Source organism: Frankia sp. QA3, assembly GCF_000262465.1.
Taxonomy (GTDB): Bacteria; Actinomycetota; Actinomycetes; order Frankiales; family Frankiaceae; genus Frankia.
In genome coordinates this window covers 3,544,152-3,557,532 of record NZ_CM001489.1, presented here as the reverse complement: position 1 = coordinate 3,557,532, position 13,381 = coordinate 3,544,152, and the positions used below count along the sequence as shown (strand labels likewise).

General features: G+C 75.2%; 8 protein-coding genes. 5 read left to right on the top strand and 3 right to left on the bottom strand.

Annotated elements, in window-relative coordinates; translation table 11 throughout:
• The first annotated feature begins 52 nt into the window (after window positions 1-52).
• The gene (locus tag FRAQA3DRAFT_RS37260) at window positions 53-4,105 is read left to right on the top strand and encodes an Rne/Rng family ribonuclease (RefSeq protein ID WP_009739811.1); all 4,053 of its coding nucleotides are present in this window, start codon (window positions 53-55) and stop codon (window positions 4,103-4,105) included.
• A gap of 127 nt (window positions 4,106-4,232) precedes the next feature.
• On the opposite strand, the gene FRAQA3DRAFT_RS14640 is transcribed toward FRAQA3DRAFT_RS37260, so the two are convergent.
• Entirely contained in the window at window positions 4,233-4,796 is a 564-nt protein-coding gene (locus FRAQA3DRAFT_RS14640) for a hypothetical protein (RefSeq protein WP_009739810.1), read from the bottom strand.
• Window positions 4,797-5,258: 462 nt separating this feature from the next.
• On the opposite strand from FRAQA3DRAFT_RS14640, the gene rplU reads away from it, so the two are divergent.
• From rplU to proB, 4 genes are all read left to right on the top strand, one after another.
• A complete protein-coding gene (gene rplU, locus FRAQA3DRAFT_RS14635) occupies window positions 5,259-5,576 on the top strand; it encodes a 50S ribosomal protein L21 (protein WP_009739809.1) in 318 nt (105 codons plus the stop codon).
• 5 nt (window positions 5,577-5,581) lie between these two features.
• Window positions 5,582-5,851: a 50S ribosomal protein L27 gene (rpmA, locus tag FRAQA3DRAFT_RS14630; RefSeq protein WP_009739808.1), complete on the top strand. Its 270-nt coding sequence runs from the start codon at window positions 5,582-5,584 to the stop codon at window positions 5,849-5,851.
• Window positions 5,852-6,140: 289 nt separating this feature from the next.
• Window positions 6,141-7,745, top strand: a complete 1,605-nt coding sequence (gene obgE, locus FRAQA3DRAFT_RS14625) for a GTPase ObgE (protein ID WP_009739807.1) — start codon at window positions 6,141-6,143, stop codon at window positions 7,743-7,745.
• An 8-nt stretch (window positions 7,746-7,753) separates the two neighbouring features.
• Entirely contained in the window at window positions 7,754-8,866 is a 1,113-nt protein-coding gene (gene proB, locus FRAQA3DRAFT_RS14620; protein ID WP_009739806.1) for a glutamate 5-kinase, read from the top strand.
• 25 nt (window positions 8,867-8,891) lie between these two features.
• Here the strand turns inward: proB and FRAQA3DRAFT_RS14615 are convergent, their stop codons facing one another.
• Together FRAQA3DRAFT_RS14615 and FRAQA3DRAFT_RS14610 are read right to left on the bottom strand one after the other, a co-directional pair.
• A complete protein-coding gene (locus tag FRAQA3DRAFT_RS14615) occupies window positions 8,892-12,125 on the bottom strand; it encodes an AAA family ATPase (RefSeq protein ID WP_009739805.1) in 3,234 nt (1,077 codons plus the stop codon).
• Window positions 12,125-13,345, bottom strand: a complete 1,221-nt coding sequence (locus FRAQA3DRAFT_RS14610; RefSeq protein WP_009739804.1) for an exonuclease SbcCD subunit D — start codon at window positions 13,343-13,345, stop codon at window positions 12,125-12,127. The genes FRAQA3DRAFT_RS14615 and FRAQA3DRAFT_RS14610 overlap by 1 nt, the downstream gene beginning before the upstream one ends.
• Window positions 13,346-13,381 lie beyond the last annotated feature (36 nt).

Genomic DNA, 13,381 nt, shown 5'->3' with positions numbered 1-13,381 from the left:
GCCGCGACTGCACCAGGCAGCGCGCCCGGGAGCCCGAGAGGCTTCTTAACCCGTGCCCGACGATGATCTGACCACCCAGACCGAATCCGAATCCACCCGCCCCGCGCCGCGTCGGCGCAGGGCCGCCGGGCGGGCAGCAGGCCCGCCCCCCGAGCACCCGGACGGGTCCGCTCCCGACGGCGCCGTGGCAACCGCCGCCCCGAGCGTGACCAGCGACGCGGCCGACTCGTCGGCCCCCGTGTCCTCGTCGGCCCCCGTGTCCTCGTCCGGGGACGGCGGTGCCCCGGCGGGGGAGCCGCAGTCAGCCGACGCGCCGCCCACCACCCGACGGCGGTCGAGGACCAGCACCACGACGCGTACCAGGGCGACCAGGGCGACCAGGGCGAAGGCGAACGACGCGGGCGGTGCCGACACGGCCGATCCAGCCGCGGTGCAGGCAGCGGATGCGGCCGATCCGGCCGTTTCCGGCACCGTCCCGCCCGCCGTCGACAGCGCCACGCCGCCATCCGCCACGGTCACCGACGCCGGTGCGGCCGCGAGCGACGGCGCGGCCCAGGGGACCGAGCCCGCGGCGCCGGCCCGGCGTACCCGCGCAACGCGCAGCCGCCGCGCCGTCCGTGACGTCGCCGCGGCCGAGATCCCGGCTCCGGTCGAGCCTGTGACCACCGCCGACACCGCAGCGGCAGGGCCGTCCGGCGCCGCCGGCACCCCGCCCGCCTCGGCTGTTGCCCCGGTCACCGCCGCCGTTACCACCGAGTTCCCGTCCTCGTCCGCCGTCGGGGCGCCATCGGGTGACGCCGTGGCGGCCCCAATCGTCGAGGACGCGCCGAAGCCCAAGCGAACCCGTTCGCGCCGGGCCACTTCCGGCCCCGTCACGCCACCATCCGTGGCCCCTGCCGCCGAGCCGTCCGCCGCCGTGCCGTCCGCCGCCGTGCCGTCCGCGGTCGAGCCGACGGCCGCCTCCGCCGCGGCCGACGAGGTCAGCGGTGGCGACGCCACCACGACTCGCACTACGCGCACCCGGACCACGAGGCGTCGCGCGACATCCGCCAAGGTCGCGTCCGTCGAGGCCGCGTCCGTCGAGGTTCCCTCCGGCCCGGCGCCCGTAGCCGAGGCATCGGCCAGCGGGGCGCCCTCAGCCGAGGCTCCCGCCGGCACGGCCCGCGCGGCCGAAGGGTCGGCCAGCGAGGTTCCGTCGGCCTCCGTCGCTGAGCCATCGGCCGTCGCTGGGCCGCCCGCCGTTGCTGGGCCGCCCGCCGTTGCTGGGCCGCCCGCCGTCTCCGAGGCGTCGGCTGCGGCTGGTGCCCCGGTCGGCTCGGCTCCTGCTTCCGCACCCGCCGAGGGTGAGCAGGCACAGCCCGTACCGCCTGCCGCCGAGCCGGCCCCGGCCGGCACCCGCACCCGGACGAGGACCCGGCGTGCCACCGCTCCGACCTGGGCTGGCATCGGAGACGAACTGCCCGCCGAGCCCGTGCCCCGCCCGGCGGCCCGCCGCCCGGTGGCGATGGTGACCTTCCAGGCGCCGGAGCCGGCGGCCGCCGAGTCGCGCTGGCAGCGCGCCGACGATGCGGACGAGGCAGGATCGGCAGCCGTCCTCGAGGCCACCGACGCCGACGAGCCGCTCGGCGAGGGTGAGCCTTCCGTCGAGGCCACCGACACCGACATCGCCGCGGCCGAGGAACTCGTCGCCGTTGACGAGGACGGGGAGTTCGACGAGGACGACCAGGGCGGCGGGTCGGGTTCCACCCGTCGCCGCCGCCGTGGCCGCCGGGGCCGTGGTCGGGCCCGCGGAGACGAGGACGGTACCGACGCCGACGTCGAGGACGGCGCCGGCGAGACCGACGAGGGCCCGCGCGCTTCCGTGGCCGCGGACGCCACCGATCGTCCCGGGCGGGGCGGCGAGCTGGAGTCGGCCGCCGCGGCCGACGGCGGCGAGGCGGCGGACCGCACCGACGATGGTGATCGCGACGATGAGGACGAGGACGATCGCGCGGGCGGTTCGCGCCGGCGCCGCCGGCGGCGCCGGCGTGCCGGCGGCGACGAGCCGGCGGTGGCCGACGACCCGCCGAACACGGTCGTGCACGTGCGGGAGATCCGTCGGGACGAGGACCTGGTCCGCGGCCTGAGCGGCTCGACCCGGCTGGAGGCCAAGCGCCAGCGGCGGCGCGAGGGCCGGGACAGCGGCCGGCGCCGCCCGCCGATCGTCACCGAGGCCGAGTTCCTCGCCCGCCGCGAGGCGGTCGAGCGTCGCATGGTCGTGCGCCACGCGGGCGACCGCACCCAGATCGCCGTCCTGGAGGACGGCGTGCTCGTCGAGCACTTCGTCACCCGGGCGAGCTCCGCGTCGTACGCGGGCAACGTCTACCTCGGCCGGGTGCAGAACGTGCTGGCCAGCATGGAGGCGGCGTTCGTCGACATCGGCAAGGGCCGCAACGCCGTCCTGTACGCCGGCGAGGTCAACTACGACGCCTCCGGGCTCGACGGCCGTCCCCGCAAGATCGAACAGGTGCTCAAGTCGGGCCAGTCGGTCCTGGTCCAGGTCTCCAAGGATCCCATCGGTCACAAGGGCGCCCGGCTCACCAGCCAGATCAGCCTGCCGGGCCGGTACCTCGTGTATGTGCCGGACGGCCAGAACGCCGGCATCAGTCGCAAGCTGCCCGACACCGAGCGGGCGCGGCTCAAGAGCATCCTCAAGAAGATCACGCCTGAGGACGGCGGCGTCATCGTGCGCACCGCCGCCGAGGGCGCCAGCGAGGCCGAGCTCGAACGCGACGTCGAACGGCTCGCCGCGCAGTGGGAGGACATCCAGCGGCGGGCGAAGAAGGCGTCGGCGCCGTCCCTGCTCTACGGCGAGCCGGACCTCGTCGTGCGGGTGATCCGCGACATCTTCAACGAGGACTTCACCGAGCTGGTCGTCCAGGGCGCCGGTGAGGCCGCGACGATCGAGGAGTACATCGACGCCGTCGCCCCCGACCTGCGTCCGCGCATCCGTCGCTACACGGGGACCGGGGACGTCTTCGTCGACTACCGGGTGGACGAGCAGCTCGCCAAGGCGTTGGACCGCAAGGTCTGGCTGCCCTCCGGCGGGTCGCTGGTCATCGATCGCACCGAGGCGATGACGGTCATCGACGTCAACACCGGCAAGTTCACCGGCAAGGGCGGCAACCTCGAGGAGACCGTCACCAAGAACAACCTGGAGGCCGCCGAGGAGATCGTCCGCCAGCTGCGGCTGCGGGACATCGGCGGGATCATCGTCATCGACTTCATCGACATGGTTCTGGAGAGCAACCGGGAGCTGGTCCTGCGCCGGCTCACCGAGTGCCTCGGCCGTGACCGCACGCGGCATCAGGTCGCGGAGGTGACGAGCCTCGGCCTGGTCCAGATGACCCGCAAGCGGGTGGGTCAGGGCCTGCTCGAGGCGTACAGCGAGCCGTGCGTGCACTGCAACGGTCGCGGCGTGCTCATCCACCTCAACGGCAACGGCGCCCACGGCGGGCAGGCCCACCCGGGGGCCGGTTCGGCCGCTTCCGGTGGGTCCGGCGCCAGCCAGTCCGAACCGGCCGCGGTCGGTGCCGGGCCCGGCGGGTCAGGTCGGCGCTCGCGGGGCGCCGCTACCCGCGCCGCGGGCGGCCCCGCGCTCGTCGCGGCCGCCTCGTCCGGCGCTCCCGCCGGCTCGGCCGAGGCAGCCACCGAGGTGGCCGGCGGCACCGCACCGGCGGCCGACGTCGACCAGCCGGCCGCGGCGGAGAACGAAGCCACCGGCGTGACGGCAGGCAATGCCGGCGGCACCCCGGACTCGCCGTCGGCACCCACCACCACGGTGCTGGCCGCGGCCGAGCCGATCGTCGCGGTGAATGGCAACGGCCATGTCCCCGCAACGGCGGTTCCGGTGGCCGCCCCGATCGCGGCACCGACCGGCGGCGGGGACACGGCGCCGCCCGTCTATGCGAACTCCGACGACCCCGACAGCCTCGCCACCGCCGACGGCGGTGTGGCCGCTGGCAAGCCCGTCCGCAGCCGGCGACGCCGGGCGTCCCGTCCGGTCTCCAAGCCGGCGGAGTCACTGGAGTCCGTGCCGCCCTCGGCCGAATCCGCCGGCACCTGACCGACCGGCAGCCGCGCGCACGCCGCCGCTGCCGAGCGCAGGAGCCCCCAAGCCCGGCTGGTCGTCCTCCCCCTCGGATCCTTCCGGGCGGGGAGGGCCACCGCCCGGCGCCGGATGAGCGGCAGCCTCAGGCGGCGGTCGGACCGGCCGGGCTCTGGGCCGTGGCCGGTCCGGAGCGGACGAACCCGCGGCCGGGATTCTCCCGCATCAGCAGATCCAGGGTGGCCCGGGAGCGGGACAGCGCGACCTCGACCGCCTGATGGGCGCGCCCAGGGTCGCCCATCTGCAACGCATATGAAGCGATCGTCAGTGACTGGACGAGATCGTCCTGATCGGCGAGGTCCGGACTCATCCGCTGGCGCGCCGCGCCGTCCTGCCCCGCCTCCCCGCCCGCAGGCTGCGCCACCGGCGGCACGCCCCAGGCCGCCGGATCCCGGCGCCGCAGCGCGATCCATCCCGCCGCCAGCGCGGTCCCCAGCAGCCAGCAGGCACCCACCCGCGGCGGCACGCCGGCGAGGGCGGTGAGGACGAGGCCGACCACCACCAGCGCCGCCAGCGCTCCGGTCGCGGCCGGCACCGTGCCGGGAACCGAGCCGTGGCGGCGGGCCGCCTCGGCCGCCGGGCGGCAGGCTACGGCCAGCGCTATGGCGGTCCCGGCGCCCGCGGTCCAGACGAGCAGTTGCCAGACCATCCCCATCACCCCCGACGCGACATTGCCTCCGGCGTCGAAGCCTCACGATCCATCGTGGAACTGCGCCATGCGGACGATCCATGCTTCCCCTTCCCCGGCGTGCTCCACCATGGCCCGTCCGGGTCATCCGGGGATATGGTCCGTGCGCGCGGGGACAGGGTGGTGCGACCTCGGTGACCGGTCCGGGCGAGCCGCCCGGACCGCAGGCGGAAAAAGGCGACCTCGGCCTCCTCGCCGGCCGGCCTCCGCCCGGTGGGCACCGGTGGTGCGGCTCCCGACCGTCACCCACGCGGCGATGACCTGTAAGGTGGAGTCCGCGCGTTCATCCGGACTGGGCCCGGCCCACCGGAAGAGCCGCCGGACGGCTGCGGTGCGGCCGGTGGCGGCGGGGACGCACCCAAAGCTCCGCGGGGAACCTGGTTCCGTGCGGTCACAGCGGTACAACAACAGCAGGGAGATCTGGTGTACGCGGTCGTTGCCAGCGGCGGCAAGCAGCACAGGGTCGCCGTCGGCGATGTCGTCGACGTCGAACTCCTTTCCGGAGAGCCGGGCGCGGCCGTGAACCTTCCGGCGCTCCTGCTCGTCGACGGCGACTCGGTCACCCACGACGCCGACGCGCTCGCGTCCGTCGAGGTGACCGCCGAGGTGGTCGGCGTCGTCAAGGGTCCGAAGATCCGGATCCACAAGTTCAAGAACAAGACCGGCTACCACAAGCGTCAGGGCCACCGCCAGAAGCTGACGCGTCTCAAGGTGACCGGCATCGAGACCGGGAAGGCCTGAGCGAGATGGCGCATAAGAAGGGCGCGAGCTCCTCGCGCAACGGTCGGGACTCCAACGCTCAGCGGCTGGGCGTGAAGCGCTTCGGCGGCCAGTTCGTCAAGGCCGGCGAGATCATCGTTCGTCAGCGCGGCACCCACTTCCACCCGGGTGAGCTGGTCGGGCGCGGTAAGGACGACACGCTTTTCGCGTTGTCGGCCGGCCACGTGCAGTTCGGCCACCGTCGTGGTCGCCGCGTCGTGAACGTGGTCGAGCAGGTGGCGGCGCCCGCCGCCTGACTCGACCGGACGGCGATGCCGGTCGGGTGAGCCAGGCATGGCCCGCCCGTCCACGCGCTCGCCGTCCCCGATGCCAAGCACACAGCCGCGCGCATCATCCCGCTTCGGGTTTGGTGCGCGCGGTTTTGGCATGTGCCGCGGTGCGGAACGCTGGGATCCCTGAACGCGGGGATCCCCGGACGCGGGGATGCGCGGGGCGTCGCGAGACGGGCGCACGATGGGGCGAGGCGCCTGCGGCGGACGACGGTCCGAAGACCGCACGACACAGAGCAGGGGAGAGGAAGCAGCGATGCCGACCTTCGTCGACCGGGTGGTGTTGCACGCGGCGGCTGGGGACGGCGGCCACGGCTGCGCCTCCATCCACCGGGAGAAGTTCAAGCCGCTGGGCGGTCCCGACGGCGGCGACGGCGGCCGCGGAGGCGACGTCCGCCTCGTCGTGGATCCGAGCGTGACCACTCTGCTCGACTTCCACTTCCATCCGCACCAGCGGGCCTCGCGGGGTCGCCCCGGCCAGGGATCGAACCGTCACGGCGCGGACGGGGAGGACCTCATCCTGCCCGTGCCCGACGGCACGGTCGTCCTCACCGACGACGGTGAGCAGCTCATCGACCTGGTCGGGGCGGGCAGCGCGTTCGTGCTCGCCCGGGGCGGCCGTGGTGGCCGGGGGAACGCGGCGCTGGCCTCCGCCCGCCGCAAGGCACCCGGATTCGCCGAGCTCGGTGAGCCCGGCGAGTCGCTCGACGCCGTCCTGGAGCTCAAGACGGTGGCCGACGTCGCGCTCGTCGGATTCCCCAGCGCGGGGAAGTCGTCCCTGGTGTCCGTGCTGAGCGCCGCCAAGCCCAAGATCGCCGACTATCCGTTCACCACCCTCGTGCCCAACCTCGGGGTGGCGCGGGCAGGGGATCACCCGCCGTACACGGTGGCGGATGTCCCGGGCCTCATCCCGGGCGCCAGCGAGGGGCGCGGTCTGGGCCTGGAGTTCCTCCGGCACATCGAGCGCTGCTCGCTGATCGTGCACGTGCTGGACTGCGCCACGCTCGAACCGGGACGCGACCCGCTGACCGATCTCGACGTCATCGAGGCCGAGCTCGCGGCGTATTCGGCCGACCTGTCCGACCGTCCCCGGCTCGTCGTCCTCAACAAGATCGACGTGCCCGACGCCGCCGACCTCGCCGAACTGGTCACCGCCGATCTGCGGGCCCGCGGGCTCGACGTGTTCGCGGTCAGTAGCGCCACCCGCCAGGGGGTGCATGCGCTGTCACTGGCGTTGGCGGAGCGGGTCGCGGCGCTGCGGGCGGCGGCGCCGAGCCGGTCCGCGACCCGCATCGTCCTGCGTCCCCGGGCGGTGAACGAACCGGACTTCACCGTGACGTCCCTCGGTGAGGGCTTCCTCATCTCCGGGGCGAAGCCGCAGCGTTGGGTGCGCCAGACCGACTTCACCAACGATGAGGCCATCGGGTTCCTCGCCGACCGTCTCGCTCGGCTCGGAGTGGAGAAGGAACTCGCCCGGCTCGGCGCGACCGCGGGCGTCGAGGTCACGATCGGCGACGTCACCTTCGACTGGGAGCCGACCCTGAGCGGTGGTGGGCTGGGAGCCGGCGGCGACGTCACCGAGGACCGTCTCGGCGCCGACGAGCCGGGTGCCGGCGCCCGTGGCGCCACGGCGGGGGAGCGGCACCCGGACGTCACGACCGCGCCGCCGCGTCCCGCGGACCGTGCGGCGGGCCCGGCGCCCGCCTCCCTCGGCCCCCGCGGCAGCGACGACCGGCTGAGCGGCTCGGTCCGGCTCACCCGGGCCGAGCGGATGGCCCGGTCGCGGCGTGCCCGCCTGCTCGACGAGGACACCGCGGCCGCCGACGCCCGGACCGGCGGCGCCGCCGACGCGGACGCATAGGAGCGCAGATGCGGGCGTTCGTGGCCGATGCGCAGCGTGTCGTCGTCAAGGTCGGGTCGTCCTCGCTGACGACGGCGGCGGGCGGGCTCGACGTCGCCCGCCTGGAGAGCCTCGTGTCCGCGCTGCTGCCCAGGGCCGGGCAGCTCGTGCTCGTCTCCTCCGGGGCGATCGCAGCCGGTCTCGCCCCACTCGGGCTGGCCCGCCGGCCGCGTGACCTCGCCACCCAGCAGGCCGCGGCCAGCGTGGGGCAGAGCTCCCTGGTCCACAGCTACGCCGCGGCCTTCGGCCGGGCGGGCTACCGCGTCGGCCAGGTGCTGCTGACCGCCACCGACGTCATCCGCCGCACCCACTACCGCAACGCGCGTACCGCGCTCGACCGGCTCCTTGAACTCGGCGTCGTTCCGATCGTCAACGAGAACGACGCGGTGGCAACCCAGGAGATCCGCTTCGGCGACAACGACCGCCTCGCCGCGATCGTCGCCCACCTGGTGTCCGCCGACCTGCTGGTGCTGCTGTCGGACGTGGACGGTCTCTACGACGCCAACCCCCGCCACGGGCCGGCGAACCTGCTGCGCGAGGTGCGCTCGGACGCGGACCTCGCCGGGCTCACCGCCCACGGGACGGGAACCGCCGGCGTCGGCGTCGGCGGCATGGCAACCAAGATCGAGGCCGCCCGCATGGCCGCGTCCGGCGGGGTCACCGCGATCATCACCTCGGCGGCGAACGCCGCGTCGGTGCTACGCGGCGAGGAGGTCGGGACGGTGTTCCATCCCACCGGCCCGCGCCGGGCCTCTCGGCTGCTGTGGCTGGCGCACGCCACTGCGCCGGAGGGGCTGCTGCGCCTGGACGACGGTGCCGTCGCGGCCGTCGTGCGGCGGCGGGCGTCGTTGCTGCCCGCCGGGGTCACCGGCGTCGAGGGCGACTTCGCCGCGGGCGACCCCGTGGATCTCGTCGATCCCGACGGCCGCCCGGTGGCCAGGGGGCTGGTGGCGTTCGACGCGGCAGAGCTGCCGGCGATGCTGGGACGGTCCACCGCCGAGCTTGCCGCCGAACTCGGTCCCTCCTACGAACGGGAGATCGTGCACCGGGACGACCTCGTCCTGCTGCTGCCGACCCGCTGATCCTCGCGCCTCGCCGCCGGGGCGATCAGGGTGTGGTCTCGACGCGGCTGCCGTTCGTGCCCTTGATGACCCGGATCTGATTCGGGATGCGCTGGCGCAGATCGGCGACGTGGCTGACGACACCGACGAGCCGCCCGCCGGAACGCAGTTCGTCGAGGACGGCCATCACCTCGTCCAGGCTGTCGGGATCCAGGGTCCCGAAGCCCTCGTCGATGAACAGCGCATCCATGCGCCGCCCGCCCGCCTCGGCGGTCACGACGTCGGCGAGCCCCAGGGCCAGCGACAGCGCGGCCTGGAAGGTCTCGCCGCCGGACAACGTCCTGGTGTTGCGTCGACGGCCCGTCCACGCGTCCTCGACGAGCAGGCCCAGCCCCGCGCGCCGCCGTCGGTCGCGCCGCTCCTCGGTGTCGTGGACGAGGGTGAACCGCCCGGCGCTCATCGCGGCGAACCGCCGGCTTGCCGCGATCGCCACCTCCTCCAGCCGGGCGGCGAGCACGAAGCTGGACAGCGGCATTCCCTCGGTGTTGCCGCCGCGGCCCGCGGCGAGCTCGGCCAGCTGATGCAGCTCGTCCGCCGCGGCGCGCAGGGGGCCCAGCTCGGTGAGGTCCGCGGTGAAGGTGGTGTGGAGGGCGGCGAGCTCGCTGGCCCGCCCGCTCGCCCGCGCCAGTGCGGCGACGGCCGACTCGTGCGCCTGCCGAGCCGCCTCGGCGGCCGCCTCATGCTCGGCAAGGTGCACCGCGGTGTCGGGGTCGACGGCGAGATCGTCGCTGGCCAGCGCCCCGGCGATCGCGGCGCTCTCCTCCCGGTACGCCTGGACCTCCTGCTCGGCGGCCCGAAGCCAGTCCCCTTCGCGGACGGCGGCGGCAGCGTCGTCCAGATCGGTGAAGCCCGCCTGGCGGACGAGATCGAGCGCGGTGAGGCCGGCCCGGACGTGTTCCGCGCGGGCCCGCTCGGCGGCCAGCTCCGCGTCGTACGTGGCCTCCTGGTCGGCGGCGAGCGCCGTCACCGCGTCCAGCCGGGCCGCCAGCGCCTCGGTCTCGCGCAGGTCGGCGGGTACCGCCGCGAGCCTCGTCGCGGCGAGCTGGCGCATCTGCGTCGCGCGCAGCCGGCCCGCCTGCTCGCTGGACCGCGACGCCGCCAGACGGGCGGCGGCGTTCTTCTCCTCCTCGTACACGGCGAGCAGGGCGGCTTCGGCGGGGGCCAGGTCCGCGGCGGCTCGGGCGCGGACCGTCACCAGGTCGTCCACGCCGGCGGCGAGCTTCTCGAGCCGGAGCGCCGACGCGGGCGCCCGGTCGTCGAGCAGCCGCACGAGATCGAAGCGCCGCACCTGCGCCAGCGCGTCCTCGGCCTCGTCGTCCGGTGCCCCTGACTCGTTTGTGGCCGGGAGGTCGGGCGTGTCGTCGGTGCTCGGGCCCGGCGCGGCGGGCAGGTCCGACAGGCCGGTCGGCTCGCGGGCCAGCTCGGCATGAAGCGTCCGGACCTGCGTCTCCAACCGGTCGACGGCGCGCAGGGCCACCGCCGCCTCGGCCGCGAGCCGATCCGCCTCCTGCTCGGCGGCGGTCTCCTCCTCCTTGCTCACGTGGTCGGCACGGACCTCCGCCGGGTCGGGGTGCTCGAACGCGCCGCACACCGGACAGGGCGTGCCGTCGACGAGCGCCGCGGCGAGTTCCGCGGTGATCGCGTCGAAGCGCTGCCGGCGCACGTCCCCGGCGTGGGAGCGGGCGGTCGCGGCGCGGTCGCGGGCGACGTCGGCGTCCCGGCGGGCCCGGTGCTGGTCCGCGACCGCGCCGGCCAGTTCCCGGGTCCACCGGGCCCGTTCGGTCAGGGCGGGCAGGGCGGCGCCGGCGCGGCGCGCGGTGGCCACCCGGGACTCGGCCGCTGCCCGGACCGCCGGCAGCTCGGTGGAGAGCCGGCGAGCGAGCGCCTCGGCTTCGCGCCGATGCTCCTCGGCCTCGCGCTCGGCCTCCTGCGCGGTCCGGTCATCCTGTTCGGCCTCCGCCCGGGTCCGCGCCAGTCCCTCCAGCCGGCCGACCTCGACGTGGGCGAGCCGGACGAGTCCGGCGAGCTCCTCGACGTCGGTGGGTCCGCCAGGGCCGTCGTCCTGGTCGGTTCCACCGCGGCCCGTGGCGCTGGCGGCAGCCCGGTCGCCGTCCGGGGTTCGCGGCGAGGTCTCGGCGGCCGGGCGCGCGGGCTGGTCGGCGGGGAGCAGGCCCGCGGGGTGAGCGGCCAGGCGCTGCCACGCGGCCTGTGCCGCCGCGCGGGTCTGCTGGGCGGCCGCGGTGCGCCGGCGCAGCTCGGCCAGCGCGGGGGTGACGACCGCGGCCCGTCGAGCCGCATCGGCGTCGGCGGCGAGCCGATCGACCGCGGCGCGGCGGTCGTCCAGCTCGCCGCGCCGCGCCGTGAGCGTCCGGCGCCGGTCGATGCGGCGGACGAGGTCGCGGGCGTCGGCGAGCGCGTCGTCGGCGGCGGTGCGGGCGCGGCCGGCCGCCTGGTGCGCAGCCTCGGCCTGGGCCGCCGCCGCGTCCGCCTGGCGGGCCAGATCGGTGGCCCAGCCGGGATCGTCCGTCGGGTCCGCGGGCTCGGTCACCCCGGCGACCTGGGCGATCCGCGCGGCCACCCGGCCGAGCTCGGCCGTGGCGACCGCCAGCCCGTCGCGGCCGCTCTTGGCCCGGTCGCGCAGCCACTGCTCGGTGAACTCGAAGCGGCTGACGTGGAACAGCGTCTTGAGCAGCTTTTCCCGGTCGTCGTGCTCGGCCTGGAGAAAGTCGGCGAAACGTCCCTGCGGCAGCATGATGACCTGGAAGAACTGGTCGTGGGTCAGGCCGAGCAGCAGGCCGATCTCATGCCCGACGTCCTGCGGCCGGGTGGCGATGGTGTCCCAGCCGTCGGCGGTGTAGCGGTCCAACCGGGCGGTAGGGTGGGCCCGGGTGGTGCCGCCGCCGCGCTTCGGCCGGTCCCAGGCGGGGCTGCGGGTGATCCGGAAGCGTCCCGCCGAGACCGAGAACTCCAGGCTCACCTCCGGTCGAACCGAGGCGGCGGCGTGGTGGGAACGCAGGTCCGGACCACCGGCGATCTTTCCACGCATGCCGGGTACCTCGCCGAACAGGGCGAACCCGATCGCGTCGAGCAGCGTCGTCTTGCCGCCGCCGGTCTCGCCGCAGAGCAGCAGCAGGCCGCCGCCGCTCACCCGGTCGACGTCGATGTCGACCTGGCCGGGAAAAGCCCCGAACGCCTCCAGGTGCAGCCGGTGGGGCCGCATCAGGCCGCCTCCTCGGCGATCCGGGCCGCGTCGAGCGCCTCGCTGAGCAGCGTCCGTTCCCGCGGCGACGGATCGCTGCGCACGTGGGCCACGAACGCTTTGGCGATCTCCAGGTCGGTCCGGCCGCGGGTCCGTTCGCCGAAACTGCGGTCGTCGGCCGCGCCGGCGGGTGGTTCGTGGGCGAGGCGCAGGGCGAAGGGGAAGCGGCGTTGCAGCGTCGCCATCGCGTCGTCCGGCCGGACCGGATCGGTCAGCACCGCCGAGACGAAGTCCCCTTCGTGGGCGGCGAACGTCGCCGCGGTCAGCAGTTCGCGCAGGGTGCCGCGCAGCACCGCCATCCGCCGCCCGGTGGGCACCTCCACGCCGCGGACCGCCCGTACCCCGTCACGGCCGATGTCCACCAGCAGACAGGCCTTCCGGTCGGCGGCCTCGGAGAAGGAGAAGGCCATCGGCGAGCCGCTGTAGCGCACGGCGGGCGTGATCGCCTGGGGGCGGTGCAGATGACCGAGCGCGGTGTACGTGATGCCGTCGAACAGGCTCGACGGCACGTTGCCCACCCCGCCGACGGAGATGTCGCGTTCGCTGTCGCTGCCCGCGCCACCGGTGACCCAGGCATGCGCGACGACGACGCTGCGGGCGCCCGGGTGGCCGTCGAGGTCGGCCCGCACGGCGCGCATCGCGCGGCGCATCGTCGCGGCCTGGGAGAACGTCGCCGAGGCGGCCCCACCGGTCGGGTCCGTGCCGGTCGGGTCCGTGCCGGTAGGGTCCGTGCCGGTCGGGGACGCGGCCGCCGCCGCGGGCAGCAGTGCGTTCGCGGTCGCCGGCTCCAGATAGGGGATCGCGTAGATCCGCACGGGGCCGTCGGCGTCCTCGACGACGACGGGGACGCCCACCGTGGCCGGGTCCGTCCTGATTCGGATCCGCGGGTCGATCAGGCCCGACTTGTCACCCAGGCGGCGGGCGGCGTCGTGGTTGCCGCTGATCACCACGACCCGGGTGCCCGCGTCCCGCAGCCGCGACAGCGCCTCGTCGAAGAGCTCCAGCGCGCGCACCGGCGGGATCGCCCGGTCGTGCACGTCGCCGCCGACGAGGACCACGTCGACGGACTCCGCCCGGACGACCTCGACGAGATGGTCGATGAAGGCGGCCTGGGCCGGCAGCAGGTCATGGCCGTGCAGGCCACGGCCGAGATGCCAGTCGGAGGTGTGCAGGGCGAGCATGCGAGCACGGTAGGCAGGAGCCCGCGCCCGATCATC

Coding starts and splice junctions, on each gene's coding strand:
- FRAQA3DRAFT_RS14640 (WP_009739810.1), bottom strand. CDS start 4,796: ATGGTCTGGCAACTGCTCGTCTGGACCGCGGGCGCCGGGACCGCCATA.
- rpmA (WP_009739808.1), top strand. CDS start 5,582: ATGGCGCATAAGAAGGGCGCGAGCTCCTCGCGCAACGGTCGGGACTCC.
- obgE (WP_009739807.1), top strand. CDS start 6,141: ATGCCGACCTTCGTCGACCGGGTGGTGTTGCACGCGGCGGCTGGGGAC.
- proB (WP_009739806.1), top strand. CDS start 7,754: ATGCGGGCGTTCGTGGCCGATGCGCAGCGTGTCGTCGTCAAGGTCGGG.
- FRAQA3DRAFT_RS14615 (WP_009739805.1), bottom strand. CDS start 12,125: ATGCGGCCCCACCGGCTGCACCTGGAGGCGTTCGGGGCTTTTCCCGGC.
- FRAQA3DRAFT_RS14610 (WP_009739804.1), bottom strand. CDS start 13,345: ATGCTCGCCCTGCACACCTCCGACTGGCATCTCGGCCGTGGCCTGCAC.